Source organism: Variovorax sp. 01N425, from assembly GCF_056399465.1.
This window is the reverse complement of the sequence record NZ_JBFTRJ010000016.1, coordinates 147,723-166,896: the sequence shown is the minus strand read 5'-3', so window position 1 is coordinate 166,896 and position 19,174 is coordinate 147,723. Positions and strand designations below refer to the sequence as shown.

Annotated in this window: 17 protein-coding genes and 1 riboswitch; of the genes, 11 read left to right on the top strand and 6 right to left on the bottom strand. The window is 66.9% G+C overall.

Annotated features, from left to right (window positions below; genetic code table 11):
* Positions 1-296: 296 nt before the first annotated feature.
* From AC1DSC_RS26125 to AC1DSC_RS26105, 5 genes are all read right to left on the bottom strand, one after another.
* Positions 297-1,262, bottom strand: coding sequence for an IS110 family RNA-guided transposase (locus AC1DSC_RS26125; protein ID WP_278880023.1), 966 nt, complete (start codon positions 1,260-1,262; stop codon positions 297-299).
* 388 nt (positions 1,263-1,650) lie between these two features.
* Entirely contained in the window at positions 1,651-2,421 is a 771-nt protein-coding gene (locus tag AC1DSC_RS26120; protein ID WP_015867500.1) for an SDR family oxidoreductase, read from the bottom strand.
* A gap of 67 nt (positions 2,422-2,488) precedes the next feature.
* Complete coding sequence (locus tag AC1DSC_RS26115; RefSeq protein WP_436037181.1) at positions 2,489-3,400, bottom strand: pseudouridine synthase; 912 nt, start codon at positions 3,398-3,400, stop codon at positions 2,489-2,491.
* Positions 3,397-4,707, bottom strand: a complete 1,311-nt coding sequence (locus AC1DSC_RS26110) for a leucine-rich repeat-containing protein kinase family protein (RefSeq protein WP_436037179.1) — start codon at positions 4,705-4,707, stop codon at positions 3,397-3,399. The genes AC1DSC_RS26115 and AC1DSC_RS26110 overlap by 4 nt, the downstream gene beginning before the upstream one ends.
* 9 nt (positions 4,708-4,716) lie before the next feature.
* On the bottom strand, positions 4,717-5,796 hold the full coding sequence (locus AC1DSC_RS26105; protein WP_027730151.1) for an MBL fold metallo-hydrolase: 1,080 nt from the start codon (positions 5,794-5,796) through the stop codon (positions 4,717-4,719).
* Between the two features lie 122 nt (positions 5,797-5,918).
* Here AC1DSC_RS26105 and AC1DSC_RS26100 point away from each other — a divergent pair, with 122 nt between their 5' ends.
* From AC1DSC_RS26100 to AC1DSC_RS26055, 10 genes are all read left to right on the top strand, one after another.
* Positions 5,919-6,317, top strand: a complete 399-nt coding sequence (locus AC1DSC_RS26100) for a MerR family transcriptional regulator (RefSeq protein ID WP_015867496.1) — start codon at positions 5,919-5,921, stop codon at positions 6,315-6,317.
* Positions 6,318-6,358: 41 nt separating this feature from the next.
* Positions 6,359-7,126 (top strand): carbonate dehydratase, encoded by a 768-nt coding sequence (gene can, locus AC1DSC_RS26095; RefSeq protein ID WP_436288083.1) that lies wholly within the window; start codon positions 6,359-6,361, stop codon positions 7,124-7,126.
* Positions 7,127-7,130: 4 nt separating this feature from the next.
* A complete protein-coding gene (aceK, locus tag AC1DSC_RS26090; RefSeq protein WP_015867494.1) occupies positions 7,131-8,951 on the top strand; it encodes a bifunctional isocitrate dehydrogenase kinase/phosphatase in 1,821 nt (606 codons plus the stop codon).
* 62 nt (positions 8,952-9,013) lie between these two features.
* Positions 9,014-10,198 (top strand): acetyl-CoA C-acyltransferase, encoded by a 1,185-nt coding sequence (locus AC1DSC_RS26085; RefSeq protein ID WP_018907065.1) that lies wholly within the window; start codon positions 9,014-9,016, stop codon positions 10,196-10,198.
* Between the two features lie 89 nt (positions 10,199-10,287).
* Positions 10,288-11,538 (top strand): glutamate carboxypeptidase, encoded by a 1,251-nt coding sequence (locus tag AC1DSC_RS26080; protein ID WP_027730153.1) that lies wholly within the window; start codon positions 10,288-10,290, stop codon positions 11,536-11,538.
* 27 nt (positions 11,539-11,565) lie between these two features.
* Entirely contained in the window at positions 11,566-12,696 is a 1,131-nt protein-coding gene (locus AC1DSC_RS26075; protein ID WP_436288082.1) for an acyl-CoA dehydrogenase family protein, read from the top strand.
* Between the two features lie 86 nt (positions 12,697-12,782).
* Positions 12,783-13,211, top strand: a complete 429-nt coding sequence (locus AC1DSC_RS26070) for a YchJ family protein (RefSeq protein WP_015867490.1) — start codon at positions 12,783-12,785, stop codon at positions 13,209-13,211.
* A gap of 26 nt (positions 13,212-13,237) precedes the next feature.
* Positions 13,238-13,342, top strand: a riboswitch (TPP riboswitch).
* A gap of 90 nt (positions 13,343-13,432) precedes the next feature.
* A complete protein-coding gene (gene thiC, locus AC1DSC_RS26065; RefSeq protein ID WP_027730154.1) occupies positions 13,433-15,319 on the top strand; it encodes a phosphomethylpyrimidine synthase ThiC in 1,887 nt (628 codons plus the stop codon).
* A gap of 54 nt (positions 15,320-15,373) precedes the next feature.
* Positions 15,374-16,066 (top strand): HAD family hydrolase, encoded by a 693-nt coding sequence (locus AC1DSC_RS26060; RefSeq protein WP_436288081.1) that lies wholly within the window; start codon positions 15,374-15,376, stop codon positions 16,064-16,066.
* A gap of 98 nt (positions 16,067-16,164) precedes the next feature.
* Positions 16,165-16,491, top strand: a complete 327-nt coding sequence (locus tag AC1DSC_RS26055) for a thioredoxin family protein (protein ID WP_015867487.1) — start codon at positions 16,165-16,167, stop codon at positions 16,489-16,491.
* Positions 16,492-16,828: 337 nt separating this feature from the next.
* Here AC1DSC_RS26055 and AC1DSC_RS26050 read toward each other — a convergent pair whose 3' ends face one another.
* Positions 16,829-17,857, bottom strand: coding sequence for an AraC family transcriptional regulator (locus AC1DSC_RS26050; protein ID WP_018907062.1), 1,029 nt, complete (start codon positions 17,855-17,857; stop codon positions 16,829-16,831).
* Between the two features lie 143 nt (positions 17,858-18,000).
* Between AC1DSC_RS26050 and AC1DSC_RS26045 the strand changes: the two genes are divergently transcribed.
* A complete protein-coding gene (locus tag AC1DSC_RS26045; RefSeq protein ID WP_307595611.1) occupies positions 18,001-19,173 on the top strand; it encodes an isovaleryl-CoA dehydrogenase in 1,173 nt (390 codons plus the stop codon).
* Position 19,174: the final 1 nt, after the last annotated feature.

The window sequence follows — 19,174 nt, the reverse complement described above, 5'->3', positions numbered from 1 at the left end:
GGTGCTCGCGTTTCGCGGGGTCTCGCAGAACTCGCCTTCGGCTCAAACAGCTGCGAGCCCTGATCCGCGAAACGCTGCGCTCCTCGGCGCATACAGAGGGGAGGGCAAACCACACGGGCCTTTGCTTCGCTCGGCCACCAAGCCACCGCGGCGCGCAGCGCCGCGGTGGTTGGGCTGTTGTTATTGGCTGTTGGATATTGGGGCCGAGCGAAGCGAAGGCTGCCCGCTCCCACCCCTTCTGTATGCGCCGAGGAGCGCAGATGGAGGCGGGATCAGGGCCGCAGCTGTTTGAGGTTCTATGTTTTTTGCAAGTCATTTTTAGGGATCAATCGAGCTGGATCGAACACCTCGTTGCCCTTCCAGATAGCGAATGCCACGCGCAACAGCTTGCGCCCAAGAATCATCAGCGCCGCGGTGGTCGCGAAGCCCTTGGCACGGATCGACTGGTACAGCGGCTTGAGGGCCTTGCTGTGACTCGCGGCGAAGCCCGCCAGATACATCTGCCGGCGCAGCAGCGGTGGGCCCTTCTTGCTCAGGCGACGTCGCCCGCGTTTGGTGCCGGAGTCGTTGGGGCGTGGGTCCAGGCCGCTGTAGGCCACCAGTGCATCTGCGTTGGCGAAGTCGAAGCGGCTCAGCAGCGTGGCGAGCAACGCCGAAGTCTGCGGGCCGATGCCGGTGATCGTGCGCAGACGCTCGCATCCCTGGGCCATCTGCGCATCGCTGGCGATCAACGCTTGGACCTGCTGGTCCATCGACTGCAGCAAGGCGTCGAATGCCGCCTGCAGTTTTGCAGTCTCGATGCCCTTCGTATCGATTCCTGTGAAGACCTGGCGCAAGGCCGATCGATGCGTGGCCACCTGGGCTCGGCGCGCGAGCAGATCCTGCAACCGTTGCTGCAACGAGCTGCCAGGTTGCCAGGGGTGCAGCCGGGCACGATGCTCGACGAGATACCGGGCAATCACCCCGGCGTCCACGCCATCGGTCTTGGCCCGGGTGCCCAAGGCACGCGCGTAGAAGTAGACGTCGCGCGCATTGAGCACATAGACCTTCAATCCGGCCTGGCTTGCCAGGTGCGCCAACAGAGTGTGATAGCGGCCCGTGGACTCCATGGCGATGAGCGCATGCGCCGGAATCGCTCGAAGCCAGTTCGAGATACTCACAGCGTCGTTGGCGACACTGCACGGTCGTCGCTCTGGTCCCATGGCGATGACCAGCTCGGCCTTGGACACATCCACGCCGATGCACAGGGTGGGCTCTTGCATGACAACACCTCCGATTGGACAATTTGTCGTGTCGGGGTGCAGCCCACCTGCCACGTTGGCTTGCCTTCAGATCGGTGGTCGTTGCACCGCCAGGTGCAGCGCCGCTCAGTTCCTGATCGACGTTGGAAGGTGGGGCGGGAGAAATCTCAAAACTGTCGGTCCGCTGCCGCGGCCGAATCCGAAGCGAGTCCCTCCACCCCGACACCCAAACATACAAGCGAAGCGAGTTCTGCGGACCCCCGCCGTAATCGAGCACCGCAGGTTGCCCGTAGCGAAGCGGAGGGACGCAGACAGTAGGGTCGCCTTTTCTTTGCTTACTTTCTTTTGGCGAAGCAAAAGAAAGTGAGTCGCCCGCCGGGGCGAGTCCCGGCCCCCCACCTCAAAAAAATCAGCGAGCGTGCGTAACCCCCCCATCCACCACCAACGTAGACCCCATCACATAGTCCCCCGCCCGGGAGGCGAGATAAATGGCCGCCCCCGCCATGTCCTCCGGCACCCCGATGCGCCCCGCGGGAATCCGCTCCTTCACTTCATCGCCATGGTCGCGCGCGAGCTTGTTCATGTCCGAGGCAAACGCCCCGGGCGCGATCGCGCTCACCACGATCCGCTCCTGCGCGAGCCGCAGCGCCATGCGCCGCGTGAGCTGGATCAGGCCGGCCTTGCTCGCCGCGTACGAATAAGTCTCCTGCGGATTCACCGAGATGCCGTCGATGGACGCAATGTTGATCACCTTCGCGAGGTGGTCGGTCGCCGCCTTCTTGAGCATCGGCGTCAGCGCCTGGGTCAGGAAGAAGGGCGTCTTCAGGTTCAGGTCCACCACCTTGTCCCAGCCGCTCTCGGGAAATTCGTCGTACGGTGCACCCCAGGCCGCGCCCGCGTTGTTGACCAAAATGTCGAGCGCGTCTTCATGCTTCGCATAGGCAGCGACCAGCGCCTGCGCGCCTTCCAGCGTGGACACGTCGGCCGGCAGCGACACGCAATGGCCGAAGGCCGAAAGCTCCTTGGCGGCCTGGTCGCAGGCTGCGGCCTTGCGGGCGGAGATGTACACGCGCGCGCCCTGGGCCAGGAAGCCCTCGGCAATCATGCGGCCGATGCCGCGCGAGCCGCCAGTGATCAAGGCGCTGCGGCCCTTCAGCGAGAAGAGTTGGGTGGTGTCCATGGTGCAGGTGTCTCCTGAATGAAAGATTTCAGGAAACGAGCTTAGTGCGCGGCGTGCCCGCGGGGCGTCACCTTGGCGGCAGTGCCAGGCTGCGCGGGCTCGTGAAACGGCGCAGCTCGCCGCTCACCGGATCCTGGAACGCCACCGACTTGGCCAGCAGCTGCAAGGGCTTGTCGAAGTCGTCGCTGTCGGGCGGCAGCAGCGTGGGATAGAACGGATCGTTGACGATCGGCATGCCCAGCGCCATGCAGTGCACCCGCAGCTGGTGCTTGCGGCCGGTGACGGGCGAGAGCCTCAGCAGGGCATGGCCGCCCGCCGCCTGTTCCACGGCGATGCGCGTTTCCGAATTGGGCTCGCCGGCCTCTTCCTTCACGCGCATGAAATGGTCGTCGTCGACCAGCCGGCTGCGGTAGGTGCCGGGCACCGACGACACGCCGGGCTGCCACGGCACCACGGCCTCGTAGTGCTTGTCGATGCGGCGCTCGGGGAACATGGCCTGGTAGGCGCCGCGCGTTTCGGGACGCACCGAGAACAGCACCAGCCCCGCGGTGCTGCGGTCGATGCGGTGCAGCGGCACCAGGTCGTCGAGCTTCAGCTTGCGCTTGAGCCGCACCAGCAGGCTCTCCTGCAGGTACTTGCCGGTGGGGGTCACGGGCAGGAAAGGGGGCTTGTCCGCCACCACGAGCTGGTCGTCCTGGAACAGCACCTGCTCGTCGAAGGGGATGCGCACCTCGGCATCGAGCGTGCGGTAGTAGTACACGCGCAATGGCGCCTGGTAGCGGCGCTGCGCGGTCACGGGGACGCCGTGCTCGTCGACCACGTCGCGGGCTTCCATGCGGGCCAGCCAGGCCTCGCGCGTGATTGCCGGAAAGCGTTCGATCAGGAACTCGGCGATGGTGGGCCATGCGCCTTGCGGAAGGCCGACGCAGCTCGGGCCGACGCCGTCGCGCGTGGGCAGGGGCAGGCGCTGGCCCGTCATGGCGAGAGCTCGCCCTCGAGCAGCGCCAAGGCCTCGGCGAACGAGGGCCGCGCGGACGCATCGGCCTGCAGGCAGCGGTCCTTCAGCACCACGATGATGTGCGGCGGCGCGTCGCTGCAGCGCTCGAGCAGTTCTTCCAGCAGGCAGCCGAAGGCGCGCATCTCCAGCCGCTGCAGTGCCTGGGCTTGCGCCGTGTCGAGTGCGCCCGTCATCCAGGCCGCACCGAAATCGCCGAGCAGTCCGCCGCCTTGCGCGTTCCAGAGGATGTTGTGCGCGTAGAGGTCGCCGTGCAGGATGCCGCGCGCATGCAGGTGCCGCATGGCGGAAGCGATGTCGCGGGCCATGCGCAATGCCACGGCGGAAGTCCACTGCGCATCGGCCGCATAGACGTCGCGCGTGCAGGACGCGAGGCTCGGCGGGCCGGCGAGCGTGCGGAAAGACGGATCCACCAGCGCCATGACCAGGCCCTGGGTGCCATCCGGATGTCCATCGATCCGGCCTTGTGCGGCGATCAGTGTCGGATGCGCGCCGGCCGCGATGCTGGCGGCCATCTCGCTGTGCGGCCAGCCGTCGCTGGTGACTGCGCCCTTGAACAGCTTGACGGCCACCGGCCGCGACGCGGGGCCCAGCACCGCCTGGTGGATGACGCCCGATGCACCTTCGCCGAGCTTCTGTCCCAGCGCCAGGTCGCGCCAGTCGACATGCGGCACCGACTGCGCGGCGATGGCTGCCTGCTCGGCCTGCATGTCAAAGGGGTTGCCTGCACCCGCGAGCCACGACAGGCGCGGCAGCGCCAGCAGCCATGCGGGCAGCGCCTCGAAGTTGTTGGCCGAAATGCGCAGCAGCTCGAGCCGGCCGCAGGCCGCCAGCGATTCCGGCAGCGCACGCAGCCGGTTGCCGGCCAGCATGAGCTTCTGCATGGCGGTGCATTGGCCCAGCGCCTCGGGCAGGGTCTCGATCTGGTTGTCCGTGAGGATCAGCCAGCGCAGCGCCGGCAGCCGCAGCGCGGCGGCAGGCACGGTGCGGATGCGGTTGGCCTTGAATCCGACCATCTCCAGCGCCTGGCACTGGCCGATGGATTCGGGCAGCCGCGTGAAGCGGTTGTCGGAGCAGAACAGTACGCGCAGGCGGTGCAGCCGGCCGAGGTCGTCGGGCAATGCGTCGAGCGCATTGCCGGAGAGGTTCAGTGTCTCGAGCGAATCGGCCAGGTCGAAGATCTCGCGCGGAAACTCGGTGAGTCCGCACGAGAGGTCGATTCGTCTTGCGCCTGCCAGCCGGCCCGCGCGCAGCTCAGCCAGCGTGTCCATCCACCGAGTCTAAAGTGCCCGGGCCGTGGCGCTGCGGGGTCCGAAGCGGTAGATGCCGTCCTCGCCGAGCTCGCGCCGGACCTGGCCCGCGAACCACAGCAGGTGCAGGTGGGCCACGGTCTCGCCCATGGCGAAGGTCATCTGGTGCAGATCGAGTTCGCGCTTGAACAGGATCGGCAGGCCCTCGGCCGCGGTCAGCGGGCGCGCGGTGCAGGCTTCGAGCAGTTCGGCCAGGCGGTCGCGGTGGTGCTCCTGCAGCTGGTCGACGCGGCGGTGAATGCCGGTGAATGGCTTGCCGTGCGAGGGCAGGCCCAGCGTGTCGGCCGGCAGCGCCTTGAACTTGTCGATGCTGTCCAGGAAGAGCCGCAGCGAATTGGCTTCGGGCTCGCCTGCATGCACGCTCACGTTGGTCGAGATGCGCGGCAGCATCATGTCGCCGCCCAGCAGCAGCTTGAGATCGTCGCAGTACAGCGCGATGTGCTCGGGCGCATGGCCGTAGCCGCTGATGCAGCGCCAGGCGTGGCCGTTGATGGCCACGGTGTCGCCGTCCATCATTCGCGTGAAGCGGTCGGGCACGGAGGGCACCATGTTGGCGTAGTAGTTGGTGCGGGCGCGGATCTTGGCCACCGCCTCGGGGTCGACGAGGCCGTGCGAGGCAAAGAAGCTCGCCGCCGCGTCGCCGCCCGCCAGCGTGTCGCCGGCGGTGCTCAGCACGCGCGCCACGTGGTAGTCGGTCGAGCTGATCCACAGCGGCGCGTTCCAGCGCGTGCACAGCCATTCGGCCAGGCCGATGTGGTCGGGGTGCATGTGGGTGACGATCACGCGCAGGATCGGCAGGCCCTGCAACTGCGTTTCGAACACCTGCTCCCACTGCGCGCGGGCTTCGTCGTGCGCGATGCAGCAGTCGACCACGGTCCAGCCCTCGACGCCGTCGAGGCTGTCGCGCAGCAGCCAGAGGTTGATGTGGTCGAGCGCGAACGGCAGCCGCATGCGGATCCATCGCACGCCCGGCGCGACTTCCAGTGCTTCGCCGGGGGCGGGCAGGGTGTCGCCCAGGGGGTAGTGGAGTTCGCGTTCGAGGAGGTTCATGTAAGATTGACGTTTACGTAAACGTCATGGGTTGAGGGCATCATTGTAGGCAGAGCGGGGCCATCCTGCTGTCGCCGCCGCAACGCCCCTCCAGACGGCTTTTTTCGGCAGATTCCAGTCCAATGTCCGCGCAAACCTTCACCATCAGCCAGCTCGCGAAGGAATTCGACCTCACGACGCGCGCCATCCGCTTCTATGAAGACATGGGGCTGCTCACGCCCGAGCGCGCCGGCGTGCAGCGCGTCTACAGCGCGCGCGACCGGGCGCGGCTCACGCTCACGCTGCGTGCCAAGCGCCTGGGCCTGAGCCTGACCGAGGCCAGGGACATCCTCGACATGTACGACAGCCCGCGCGACACCGTGCCGCAGCTGCAGAAGTTCCTGGGCGTGCTGGGTGCGCACCGCGCCCAGCTCGAGGCGCAGCTGGCCGAGCTGCAGGCCAACCTGGCGGAAGTGCGCGAGCACGAGAAAAAGGGCCGCGCGGCCCTGGCCAAGGCACAGAAAGCGGCCAGAGCGGCCTGAGATCCCGACCGAACCACCACGACTCATCGACAATCACGCCCATGTCCGACAATCTTGATGACCTGTTTGCCCACAACCGTGCCTGGTCCGCACAGATGGAACGCGACCGGCCCGGCTTCTTCACCGGCCTGGTGAAGCAGCAGACGCCGCGCTACATGTGGATCGGCTGCTCCGACAGCCGCGTGCCCGCCAACCAGATCACCGGCCTGGAGCCGGGCGAGGTGTTCGTGCACCGCAACGTCGCCAACATCGTGGTGCACTCCGACCTCAATGCGCTCTCGGCGATCCAGTTCGCAGTCGAGCACCTGAAGGTCGAGCACATCATGGTGGTGGGCCACTACGGCTGCGCCGGCGTGAAGGCGGCGCTCAGCGGCAAGCGCATCGGCCTGGCCGACAACTGGATCCGCCACATCCAGGACGTGCGCGACCGCCACGCCGTGATGCTCGATTCCCTGCCCGAGGACGTGCGCGTCGATGCGCTGTGCGAGCTCAACGTGGCCGAGCAGGTGGTCAACGTGGCCGTCAGCACCGTCATGGTCGATGCCTGGGGCCGCGGCCAGAAGGTCAAGATCCACGGCTGGACCTTCGGCGTGCACGACGGCCTGCTGCAGGACCTGGGCCTGAACGTGGATGGCGCCAGGCCGCTCGACGCGGTCTACAAGGCCGCGGTGCAGCGCATCCGCTACAAGTGGAGCAAGCCCGCGGGAGCCTCGCCGTCGGCGCAGGCCGGGGCCGACGGGACCGAAGGCCTCGATGCCGCCGCGGCCGTTGCCCAGGCCATCGAGAGCACCGGAACGAAAACCGGCTGAACCCATGTTCCCGCAGCGTCTCGATTCACCGCTGGCCTACGACATCGCCAAGGCGATGATCGACGGGTTCAATCGCCACTACACGCTGTTCCGCGCCGAGTCGGCGCGTGCCAAGCACCGCTTCGAAACGGCCGACTGGCACGGCCAGCAGCGCGCGCAGCGCGAGCGCATCGAGTTCTACGACATGCGCGTGAACGAGGCCGTGGCCCGGCTCGAGAAAGAGTTCAAGGCCGGCGACCAGCCGATGGAGGTGTGGCACCAGGTCAAGCTGCACTTCATCGGCCTGCTGGTGGACCACCACCAGCCCGAGCTGGCCGAGAGCTTCTTCAATTCGGTGACCACGAAGATCCTGCACCGGGCCTACTTCCAGAACGACTTCATCTTCGTTCGCCCGGCCATCAGCACCGAGTACATCGAGCCGCGCGGCGCGCCCACGTACAGGCCCTACTACCCGTCGCACGACACGCTGGCCGACACCATCGAGCAGATGCTGGACGACTACGGCCTGCAGGGCGGCTTTGCCAACAAGCGGCGCGATGCCGAGCGCGTGGCGCACGCCATCATGGGGCGCTTCCACCAGGTGAAGCTGCGCGCCAACTTCCAGCTGCAGGTGCTCTCGGGGCTGTTCTACCGCAACAAGGGCGCCTACGTGGTCGGCAAGATCATGAACGGTTTCGTCGAGCTCCCGTTCTCGCTGCCGATCCTGCACGACAGCCATGGCAAGTTCTACGTGGACGCGGCGCTCTTCGGCGAGGACGACCTGCAGATGCTCTTCAGCTTTGCGCGCGCCTACTTCATGGTCGACATGGAAGTGCCCTCGGCCTGCGTGCAGTTCCTGCGCTCGCTCATGCCGCGCAAGCCGCGCGCCGAAATCTACAACGCGCTGGGCCTCGCCAAGCAGGGCAAGACGCTGTTCTACCGCGACTTCCTCTCGCACCTGAACTACTCGAGCGACCGCTTCCGCATAGCGCCCGGCATCAAGGGCATGGTCATGCTGGTGTTCGACCTGCCGTCGTTCCCGTTCGTGTTCAAGGTCATCAAGGACTTCTATCCGCCGCAGAAGGACACCACGCGCGAGCAGATCAAGGGCAAGTACATGCTCGTGAAGCAGCACGACCGCGTGGGCCGCATGGCCGACACGCTCGAATACAGCGACGTTGGTTTTCCGCTCGACCGCTTCGAGCCCGAGCTGATCGACGAGATCCGCAAATTCGCGCCCAGCCAGCTCGAGATCGGCGACCGCGACGGCAACGGGGAGATGGAGCTCGTGCTCAAGCACGTCTACATCGAGCGCCGCATGATCCCGCTCAACATCTTCCTGCAGGAGGCCTTCGACACGCTGGCCAACCCCGAAAGCCCGGCGCATGCCAAGCGCGCGCAGGAACAGCTCGAGCATGCGGTGGTCGAGTACGGCAACGCCATCAAGGACATGGTGGCAGCCAACATCTTTCCGGGCGACATGCTGTGGAAGAACTTCGGCGTCACGCGCGGCGGCAAGGTGGTGTTCTACGACTACGACGAGATCGAATACATCACCGACTGCCAGTTCCGCAAGGTGCCCGCGCCGCGCAACGAGGAAGACGAGATGAGCGGCGAGGTCTGGTATTCGGTGGGTCCGAAGGACGTGTTCCCGGAAACCTTCGGCCCTTTCCTGCTCGGCAACGACGCGGTGCGCAAAGCCTTCATGGCGCACCATGCCGACCTGCTCGACGCTGCCTTCTGGCAGCACCACAAGGAGCGCATCCGGGCCGGCCAGATGCTCGACGTGTTCCCGTACGAGGAGTCGCAGCGCTTTCCGCACGAGGGCCATGCGACCCATTTCTGATCGAGCCCCGGTCGGCAACGACCGCTTCCTTTTTTCTTTCCACTTTTCCGAAGGAGACCACCATGCCTGAATCCATCGTCATCGTCGGCGCCGCCCGCACCCCCATGGGGAGCTTCCAGGGCGACTTCTCTTCCCTTGCCGCGCACGACCTCGGCGGCGCCGCCATCAAGGCCGCCGTGGAGCGCGCCGGCATCGCGCCCGACAGCGTGGGCGAAGTGCTGTTCGGAAATTGCCTGATGGCCGGCCAGGGCCAGGCGCCGGCGCGCCAGGCGGCCTACAAGGGCGGCCTGCCCGACAGCGCGGGCGCGGTCACGCTCAGCAAGATGTGCGGCTCGGCCATGAAGGCCGCGATGCTCGCGCACGACCTGCTCTTGGCCGGCACGCACGAGGTGATGGTGGCGGGCGGCATGGAAAGCATGACCAACGCGCCCTACCTGATGCTCAAGGGCCGCGGCGGCTACCGCATGGGCCATGACCGCATCTTCGACCACATGATGCTCGACGGCCTGGAAGACGCCTACCAGCCGGGCCGCTCGATGGGCACCTTCGGCGAGGACTGCGCCGCCAAGTACAAGTTCACGCGCGAGCAGCAAGATGCGTTTGCCATTGCCAGCGTGCAGCGCGCCAAGGCCGCCACCGAATCCGGCGCGTTCAAGGACGAGATCACGCCCATCACCGTGAAGGGCCGCGGCGGCGACACCGTCATCTCCATCGACGAAGGCCCGGGCAAGGTCAAGCTCGACAAGATCGCCACGCTCAAGCCCGCGTTCAAGAAGGAAAACGGCACCATCACCGCCGCATCGAGCTCGTCGATCAACGACGGCGCCGCCGCGCTGGTGATGATGACCGAGTCGCACGCGAAGAAGATCGGCGCCAGGCCGATCGCCCGCATCGTCGGCCATGCCACGCATGCGCAGCAGCCCGAGTGGTTCTCCACCGCGCCCGTCGGCGCCGTGGCCAAGCTGTTCAAGAAGACCGGCTGGAGCGTCAAGGACGTGGACCTGTGGGAAGTGAACGAGGCTTTCGCGGTGGTGCCGATGGCGCTGATGCACGAGCTCGACGTGTCGCACGAGATCGTCAACGTGAACGGCGGCGCCTGCGCGCTGGGCCACCCGATCGGCGCCAGCGGCGCGCGCATCATGGTCACTTTGATCCATGCGCTGAAGGCGCGCGGCAAGAAGCGCGGCGTGGCCACGCTGTGCATCGGCGGGGGCGAAGGCACCGCGGTGGCACTCGAGTTGCTTTAACAAAAAACAAACGCCGCAAGCGCCCCTTGCCGGGGCGCTTCGTGGTTTTCTCTCTACGAATACTGCAGACAGACGCCAGGAGATTCTTCATGCGCCCATTCAATCAACGCACCATGCTCGCAGCCCTGCTGGCCACCGCCTTGCTGGCGCCAGCCGCCGGCTGGGCGCAGAAGCGCGACAACGTGCTGTTCCAGGCCGCCACCGATGCGCAGCCCGCCGTGCTCAAGACGCTGGAGCAGCTGGTCAACATCGAAACCGGCACGGGGGATGCCGAGGGCATTGCGGCCGCGGGCAACTACCTCGAGGGCGAGCTCAAGAATCTTGGCTTCACCGTCACGCGCAGCAAGTCGGCCGGCCTCGTGGTGGGCGACAACATCGTCGGCAAGCTGAAGGGCCGGGGCGGCAAGAACCTGCTGCTGATGTCGCACATGGACACCGTGTACCTCAAGGGCACGCTCGCCAAGGCGCCGTTCCGCATCGAAGGCAACAAGGCCTACGGCCCCGGCATTGCCGACGACAAGGGCGGCAACGCCGTCATCCTGCACACGCTGAAGCTGCTCAAGGACTACGGCGTGCGCGACTACGGCACCATCACCGTGCTGTTCAACACCGACGAGGAAAAAGGCTCCTTCGGCTCGCGCGACCTGATCCAGGAAGAAGCCAAGCAGGCCGACTACGTGCTCTCGTTCGAACCCACGAGCGCGGGCGACGAGAAGCTCTCGCTCGGCACTTCGGGCATTGCCTACGTGCAGGTCAACATCACCGGCAAGGCCTCGCATGCGGGCGCCGCGCCCGACCTGGGCGTGAACGCGCTGGTCGAGGCGTCGGACCTCGTGCTGCGCACCATGAGCATCGACGACAAGGCCAGGCACCTGCGCTTCAACTGGACCATGTCCAAGGCCGGCAACGTGTCGAACATCATTCCGGCCAGCGCCACGCTGAACGCCGACGTGCGCTATGCGCAGAACGAGGACTTCGAGGCCGCCATGAAGACGCTCGAAGAAAAGGCACAGCAGAAGAAGCTGCCCGAATCCGATGTCAAGGTGGTGGTCACGCGCGGCCGTCCGGCGTTCAACGCCGGCGAAGGCGGCAAGAAGCTGGTCGACAAGGCCGTGGCCTACTACAAGGAAGCCGGCGGCACGCTGGGCGTGGAAGAGCGCACCGGCGGCGGCACCGACGCGGCCTACGCGGCGCTCTCGGGCAAGCCCGTGATCGAGAGCCTGGGCCTGCCGGGCTTCGGCTACCACAGCGACAAGGCCGAGTACGTCGACATCAGCGCGATCCCAAGGCGCCTGTACATGGCGGCGCGGCTCATCATGGACCTGGGCGCCGGCAAGTAAGCAAGAAAAAAGACAGGAGACAACGCCATGCTGCTCAGTGCCGACCAGGAAGCCATCCGCGACGCGGTGCGCGATTTTTCGCAGGCCGAGCTCTGGCCCAACGCCCCCAAGTGGGACCGCGAGCACAGCTTCCCGAAGGAAGCGCACCAAGGCCTCGCGGCGCTCGGCGCCTACGGCATCTGCGTGCCCGAGGAACACGGCGGCGCGGGCCTCGACTACCTCACGCTCGCGCTGGTGTTGGAAGAAATCGCGGCCGGCGACGGCGGCACCAGCACCGCCATCAGCGTGACCAACTGCCCGGTCAATGCGATCCTCATGCGCTATGGCAACGCACAGCAGAAGAAGCAGTGGCTCGAGCCGCTGGCGCAGGGCCGGATGCTCGGCGCCTTCTGCCTCACCGAGCCGCAGGCCGGCAGCGACGCATCGAGCCTGCGCACCACGGCGCGCAAGGACGGCGATGGCTACGTGATCGACGGCGTGAAGCAGTTCATCACCAGCGGCAAGAACGGCCAGGTCGCCATCGTCATCGCGGTGACCGACAGGGGCGCGGGCAAGCGCGGCATGAGCGCTTTCATCGTGCCGACCGATGCGCCGGGCTACAGCGTGGCGCGGCTCGAGGACAAGCTGGGCCAGCACAGCAGCGACACCGCGCAGATCAATTTCGACGGCTGCCGCATCCCGGTGGAAAACCTCATCGGCGCCGAGGGCGAGGGCTACAAGATCGCGCTGGGCGCGCTCGAGGGCGGCCGCATCGGCATTGCGGCGCAGAGCGTGGGCATGGCGCGCAGCGCCTTCGACGTGGCGCTGGCCTATGCCAAGGAGCGCCAGGCCTTCGGCGGGGCGATCTTCGACCAGCAGGCCGTCGGTTTCAGGCTGGCCGAGTGCGCCACGCAGCTCGAAGCCGCGCGCCAGCTGATCTGGCACGCTGCCAGCCTGCGAGACGCCGGCCGCCCGTGCCTCAAGGAAGCCGCGATGGCCAAGCTGTTCGCAAGCGAAATGGCCGAGCGCGTCTGCAGCGCCGCGATCCAGACGCTGGGCGGCTATGGCTACGTGAACGACTTTCCGCTCGAGCGCATTTATCGCGACGTGCGGGTGTGCCAGATCTACGAAGGCACCTCGGACATCCAGAAGCTGCTGATCCAGCGCGCAATGGCCTGAACCGGGCGCTCGGAAGGCTCCTGGACGGCGCCCCGGGCTTGCCCCATCGGTCGAAGGGCCCGGAGGATGTTCCAATAGAGGCCTTCATGAGCGCCACTGTTCCCCCCACCGGACCTTGCCCCTGCGGCCGTACGGACCGCCGAGACAAGCCCATCGGCTATGCCCTGTGCTGCGGCCGCTACCTCGAGGACTTCGAGGGCACGCCCGCGCCCGACGCCGAATCGCTGATGCGCTCGCGCTATACCGCCTTCGTGCTGGAACGCGGCCCCTACCTGCTTGCCACCTGGCATGCGTCGACGCGGCCGGCGTCGATCGAGTTCGAGCCCGGCGTGAAGTGGCTGGGCCTGGACATCCGCTCGCGCTCGGTGCTGGACGCCGACCATGCCGAGGTCGAATTCGTCGCCCGCCAGCGCAGCAGCACCGGCGCCGCCACGCGCCTGCACGAGCGCAGCCGCTTCGTGCGCGAGGGCGACCGCTGGTTCTACCTCGAAGGCGATCTGCAGACCCCCGGTTGACGCACCGGGCCATGGCCCGCACAATAGTCCCCGCTCCGGGGTGCACGCATGTGGCGTGCTGAGATGGCAAAGTGCCGACCCGCGAACTTGATCCGGGTCATACCGGCGTAAGAAGAGCTGCACTCCCCGACTCCGGTCCCGCCACCCACCCACCAACGTGGCGGCCCAAAGTCCTCAGAGCGATTGCGGAGCACCCTTTCCCTCAACAAGGAGTGCCCCGCATGAATGCCCCCGACAAGTTCACCTCCCTGCTCTCGCTCACGCGCGAGCCCTTTCCCGCATCGCACAAGTGCCTGATTCCGGGCAGCCGGCCCGACCTCAACGTGCCGGTGCGCGACGTGCTGCTGACCAACGGCGAGACCGTGTCGCTCTACGACACCTCGGGCCCCTACACCGATGCCAAGGTCGAGATCGACGTGCGCCGCGGCCTGCCCGGCGTGCGCGGCGCCTGGATCGCCGAGCGCAACGACACCGAAAGCTACGAAGGCCGCTCGCACCAGGCGCTCGACGAGGGCCTGAAGCACGCCCACGACCACGATGCCCAGCGCCTGGCCGAACTGCGCGCCGGCGCCTCGGCGCTGCAGCGCACGCCGCGCCGCGCCAAGTCAGGGGCCAACGTCACGCAGATGCACTACGCGCGCCGCGGCATCGTCACACCCGAGATGGAATACGTGGCGCTGCGCGAGAACGGCAAGCGCGAGTGGATGGCCGAGTACCTCGCCAACGAGGAGCGCGCCAAGCGCGTGGCCGGCAACCCGATGGGCGCGAGCATTCCGCGCATCATCACGCCCGAGTTCGTGCGCGACGAGGTGGCGCGCGGCCGCGCCATCATTCCGGCCAACATCAACCATCCTGAAGTGGAGCCGATGGCCATCGGCCGCAACTTCAAGGTCAAGATCAACGCCAACATCGGCAACTCGGCCGTCACCTCGAGCATCGAGGAAGAAGTGGAAAAGCTCGTGTGGGCGATCCGCTGGGGCGCCGACAACGTGATGGACCTTTCCACCGGCAAGAACATCCACACCACGCGCGACTGGATCGTGCGCAACAGTCCCGTGCCCATCGGCACCGTGCCGATCTACCAGGCGCTCGAGAAGGTGGGCGGCGTGGCCGAGGACCTGACCTGGGAGATCTTCCGCGACACGCTGATCGAGCAGGCCGAGCAGGGCATCGACTACTTCACCATCCATGCCGGCGTGCGGCTGCCGTTCATCCACCTGACGGCCGACCGCATGACGGGCATCGTCTCGCGCGGCGGCTCGATCATGGCCAAGTGGTGCATCGCGCACCACAAGGAGAGCTTTCTCTACGAGCGCTTCGAGGACATCTGCGACATCATGAAGGCCTACGACGTGAGCTTCTCGCTCGGCGACGGCCTGCGCCCGGGCTCGGGCGCCGATGCCAACGACGAAGCGCAGTTTGCCGAACTGCGCACGCTGGGCGAGCTCACGCAGATCGCATGGAAGCACGACGTGCAGACCATGATCGAGGGGCCCGGCCACGTGCCGATGCACATGATCCAGGCCAACATGGACGAGCAACTCAAGCACTGCCACGAGGCGCCGTTCTACACGCTCGGCCCGCTGACGATCGACATCGCGCCGGGCTACGACCATATCTCCAGCGCCATCGGCGCCGCGATGATCGGCTGGGCCGGCACCGCGATGCTCTGCTACGTGACGCCCAAGGAGCACCTGGGCCTGCCCGACCGCGACGACGTGAAGCAGGGAATCATTGCCTACAAGATCGCCGCGCATGCGGCCGACGTGGCCAAGGGGCACCCGGGCGCGCGCTCGCGCGACGATGCGCTCAGCAAGGCGCGCTTCGAATTCCGCTGGCAGGACCAGTTCAACCTGGGCCTGGATCCCGACACGGCGCGCGAATTCCATGACGAGACCCTGCCCAAGGATTCGAGCAAGGTGGCGCATTTCTGCTCGATGTGCGGACCGAAGTTCTGCTCCATGAAGATCACGCAGGAAGTGCGCGAGTACGCGGCGAAGAAGGGCGTGGCCGAGGCGGAAGCCATGGCCGAAGGAATGGCGCAGAAGTCCAGGGAGTTCATGGCGGGCGGCGGCGAGATCTACATCCCGATCCAGCCCGCGTCCTGAGCCCGGCCGGGGTCATTGCTACCATGGGGGAATTCCCCCGAACCCCTCCGCGCAATGACCCCATTCCCCTTCGATGCCGTCCTTTTCGACTGCGACGGCGTCCTCGTCGATTCCGAACCCATCACCAACAGCGTGCTCGCCGAGATGCTCGGCGAACTCGGCTGGCACCTCACCACCGAAGAGTCGATGAACACCTTCACCGGCAAGGCCGTGAAGGACGAAACCGCGCTCATCGAATCGAAGACCGGCGTCAGGATCACCGAAGACTGGCTCAAGGCCTTCAGGGCTCGCCGCAATGAAGCGCTCGAGCGCGACCTCGTGGCCATTGCGCACGCTCCCGGGGCCATCCGCGAAGTCCATGCGCGGCTCCGGGGCCGCATCGCCTGCGCCTCGGGCGCCGACCGCCACAAGGTCGAACTGCAGCTGGCGAAGGTCGGCCTGCTCGAGTGCTTCGAGGGCCGCATCTTCAGCGGCCACGAGATGCCGCGCTCCAAGCCCTACCCCGACGTTTACTTGGCCGCCGCCGAGGCGCTGGGCGTCGATCCGAAGCGCTGCGCGGTGGTCGAGGACACCGTCACGGGCGCGATGGCCGGCGTGGCCGCGGGTGCCACGGTGTTCGGCTACAGCACCGGCGAATCGGGCCACAGCGGCCCCGAGGCGCTGCGCAGCGTCGGCGCGCTGCAGGTGTTCAGCGACATGCGGGAACTGCCCGCGCTGCTCGCTTCGCACGGCCTACAGCCAGCCTGAAAACGGGCCTGGAAAAACCAAGCCCCTGCCGCGAGCAAGCCCGCGACGTTTCTGCTGCAATGGCATCAAGCAAGCCAGTCCACAAGGAGCCGGATCCCATGACTTCCGAATACAAGACCGAGCAGCCCGACCGCGCCGAGATCGATGCCCTGAAGGGCCCGGCGGTGGTCGAGTTCGGCACCAACTGGTGCGGCATCTGCAAGGCCGCCCAACCTCATATCGCCGAGGCCTTTGCCAAGTACCCGGACATTCCGCGCATCAAGGTCGAGGACGGCAGCGGACGACCGCTGGGCCGCTCGTTCAACGTGCGGCTGTGGCCCACGCTGGTGTTCATGCGCGACGGCCAGCAGGTCGCGAAGCTGGTGCGTCCCGAAGACAGCCAGTCCATTGCCGACGCGCTGGCGTTGATTGCACAGCCGGGCTGAGTCTTGCGCTGGTGCCTTGGTTCGGGCGCTGCTGCTGCTCAGTTCAGGGCGCGCTCCCGCCGACGGGGTACCTTGCTCCGCGAATGTCCTCCGGCCTTCGGCCTCCCCCTTGATTTCGCTGCGCAAGGCACCCCATCAGCGGGAGCGTGATCAGAGCCGTCGTTGATCGGCGGTACACCAGCAGCGTGCCCCAGTGCCCAGGGCATCGGGTGCTCCCCGCAGCGAAATTAAGGAGGAGGGGGCGTAGCCCCCGGGGGACATTCGCGGAGGGGAGTACCCGGTGGCCTGTGCACGCGCCCCGAACGACGGCGCCAATAAAGCACAAAGCAGAATCCCGCTACAACCCCCGCAGCCGAAAGTCCCGCGGCGCATGTCCCGTCCACTGCAGGAACGCGCGCGAAAAGCTCTTCTCGTTGCGAAAGCCCACGGCCAGCGCCACCTGCTTGATCGGCCGGCTGGTGCGGCGCAACTGCTCCACCGCCATCTCGTGGCGCACTTCGTTCTTCAGCGTCTGCAGTGACGTGCCTTCTTCATGCAACTGCCGGTGCAGCGTGCGGCTCGACACGTTGAGCAGCGTGGCCAGCGCCTCCGCCGTCGTGGCCTCGGCTGCGCGCGAACGCAGCAGCTCGCGCACGCGCTGGCCCAGCAGCCGGTCGCGCCGGTACTGCAGCACCGTGAGCGGCAGCGCCCGCTTGAGCATCGTGCGCAGCGCACGCTCGTCGCGCTGCAGCGGCAGCGCGAGGTAGCGCTCGTCGAAGCTGATGCTCGCCTCGGGCGCATCGAAGCGCACCTCGGGCGTGAACATCAGCGGATAGGCGTCGCGGTGCGGCGGCGCTGCAAAGGGAAAAGTCGCGTCGCGCAGCGAGATGCGCGAATCGATGGCCCAGCAGACGTACCCGTGCAAGAAGCGCAGGCTCGTCACCAGGCAGAACTCGCGGAAGGCCTCGTCCAGCGGGCGGTGCTCGGCGATGCGCAGCGTGGCCACGCCGCCCGACACCTCCAGCGCCAGCGTGATGTCCTCGGTCAGCAGGCGGTGATGGCGGCACCAGCGCTTGATGGCCACGCCCAGGTCGGGCGAGGTCAGCGAGGCGCGGCACAGCATGCCGTAGCTGCCCCAGGGCAGCCGCCGCGAGAACCAGCCGAGCGCCTCGTCGTCCAGCTCCTGCATCGCATGGCCCGACAGCGCCTCGAACTGCGCGGCTGTCACCCGCGCGCCCGGCCGGGCCAGCTCGCGCGGCGTGATCTGTGCCGCTTGCAGCGCCGCGGACGGATCGACGCCGTAGCGCTCGTAGCCCTGCACGATGGCTCTCACGAAGGCCATCGGCGTGACGGCACGGGCGGGTCGGAGGAAGGACGGGGACGACATGGTCAGGTGGTTCCGGCGTGGCGCAATTTGCAACCATTGTGGCGCCAATTGCGGCGCGGCGAGGCGTAAGCTGCATTCTTCCAAGCGCCCATCCGCGTGGGACAGCCTGCCTGCGCGCCGACCCCTCAGAGGAGACAACACACATGCACGATCCCGGCCTGAACTTCGACCTGGGCGAGACCATCGACTCGCTGCGCAGCGCCATCCAGGACTTTGCCGCGAACGAGATCGCCCCGCGCGCCGCCGACATCGACCGCGACAACCTGTTCCCGCACGACCTGTGGCAGAAGCTCGGCGAGCTCGGCCTGCACGGCATGACGGTGAAGGAAGAGTTCGGCGGCACCGAGCTGGGCTACCTCGCCCACATCGTGGCGATGGAAGAGGTGTCGCGCGCCTCGGCCTCGGTCGGCCTTTCGTATGGCGCGCACTCCAACCTGTGCGTGAACCAGATCCACCGCAACGGCAGCGATGCGCAGAAGAAGAAATACCTGCCCAGGCTGGTGAGCGGCGAGCACGTCGGCGCGCTGGCCATGAGCGAGCCCAACGCCGGCTCCGACGTGGTGAGCATGAAGCTCAAGGCCGAGAAGAAGAACGGCTACTACGTGCTCAACGGCGGCAAGATGTGGATCACCAACGGCGGCGATGCCGACACGCTCGTGATCTACGCCAAGACCGAACCCGAGATGGGCGCGCGCGGCATGACGGCCTTCATCGTCGAGAAGGGCTTCAAGGGCTTCTCGGCCGGCACCAAGCTCGACAAGCTCGGCATGCGCGGCTCCAACACCTACCCGCTGTTCTTCGACAACTGCGAAGTGCCCGAAGAGAACGTGCTCGGCGGCGAAGGCATGGGCGCCAAGGTGCTGATGAGCGGTCTCGACTACGAGCGCGCGGTGCTCTCGGGCGGGCCGCTCGGCATCATGGCGGCCTGCATGGACGCGGTGCTGCCCTTCATCCACGAGCGCAAGCAGTTCGGCCAGAGCATCGGCGAGTTCCAGCTGATGCAGGGCAAGCTCGCCGACATGTACTCGACCTGGCAGGCCACGCGCGCTTATGTGTACGCGGTGGGCAAGGCCTGCGACCGCAACGACCACGCGCGCACCTTCCGCAAGGACGCGGCCGGCGCCATTCTCTATTCGGCCGAGAAGGCCACGTGGATGGCCGGCGAGGCGATCCAGGCGCTGGGCGGCGTGGGCTACACGAAGGACTTTCCGGTCGAGCGGCTGTGGCGCGACGCCAAGCTGTACGAGATCGGTGCGGGCACGAGCGAGATCCGCCGCATGCTGATCGGGCGCGAGCTGTTTGCTGAAACCGCCTAGG

Excerpts from the sequence above, each read along its gene's own strand:
- AC1DSC_RS26060 (WP_436288081.1), top strand. The coding sequence starts at position 15,374 with ATGACCCCATTCCCCTTCGATGCCGTCCTTTTCGACTGCGACGGCGTC.
- AC1DSC_RS26115 (WP_436037181.1), bottom strand. The coding sequence starts at position 3,400 with ATGACGGGCCAGCGCCTGCCCCTGCCCACGCGCGACGGCGTCGGCCCG.
- AC1DSC_RS26070 (WP_015867490.1), top strand. The coding sequence starts at position 12,783 with ATGAGCGCCACTGTTCCCCCCACCGGACCTTGCCCCTGCGGCCGTACG.
- AC1DSC_RS26055 (WP_015867487.1), top strand. The coding sequence starts at position 16,165 with ATGACTTCCGAATACAAGACCGAGCAGCCCGACCGCGCCGAGATCGAT.
- AC1DSC_RS26050 (WP_018907062.1), bottom strand. The coding sequence starts at position 17,857 with ATGTCGTCCCCGTCCTTCCTCCGACCCGCCCGTGCCGTCACGCCGATG.
- AC1DSC_RS26110 (WP_436037179.1), bottom strand. The coding sequence starts at position 4,707 with ATGGACACGCTGGCTGAGCTGCGCGCGGGCCGGCTGGCAGGCGCAAGA.
- AC1DSC_RS26085 (WP_018907065.1), top strand. The coding sequence starts at position 9,014 with ATGCCTGAATCCATCGTCATCGTCGGCGCCGCCCGCACCCCCATGGGG.
- can (WP_436288083.1), top strand. The coding sequence starts at position 6,359 with ATGTCCGACAATCTTGATGACCTGTTTGCCCACAACCGTGCCTGGTCC.
- AC1DSC_RS26100 (WP_015867496.1), top strand. The coding sequence starts at position 5,919 with ATGTCCGCGCAAACCTTCACCATCAGCCAGCTCGCGAAGGAATTCGAC.
- AC1DSC_RS26080 (WP_027730153.1), top strand. The coding sequence starts at position 10,288 with ATGCGCCCATTCAATCAACGCACCATGCTCGCAGCCCTGCTGGCCACC.
- AC1DSC_RS26075 (WP_436288082.1), top strand. The coding sequence starts at position 11,566 with ATGCTGCTCAGTGCCGACCAGGAAGCCATCCGCGACGCGGTGCGCGAT.
- thiC (WP_027730154.1), top strand. The coding sequence starts at position 13,433 with ATGAATGCCCCCGACAAGTTCACCTCCCTGCTCTCGCTCACGCGCGAG.
- aceK (WP_015867494.1), top strand. The coding sequence starts at position 7,131 with ATGTTCCCGCAGCGTCTCGATTCACCGCTGGCCTACGACATCGCCAAG.
- AC1DSC_RS26120 (WP_015867500.1), bottom strand. The coding sequence starts at position 2,421 with ATGGACACCACCCAACTCTTCTCGCTGAAGGGCCGCAGCGCCTTGATC.
- AC1DSC_RS26105 (WP_027730151.1), bottom strand. The coding sequence starts at position 5,796 with ATGAACCTCCTCGAACGCGAACTCCACTACCCCCTGGGCGACACCCTG.
- AC1DSC_RS26045 (WP_307595611.1), top strand. The coding sequence starts at position 18,001 with ATGCACGATCCCGGCCTGAACTTCGACCTGGGCGAGACCATCGACTCG.
- AC1DSC_RS26125 (WP_278880023.1), bottom strand. The coding sequence starts at position 1,262 with ATGCAAGAGCCCACCCTGTGCATCGGCGTGGATGTGTCCAAGGCCGAG.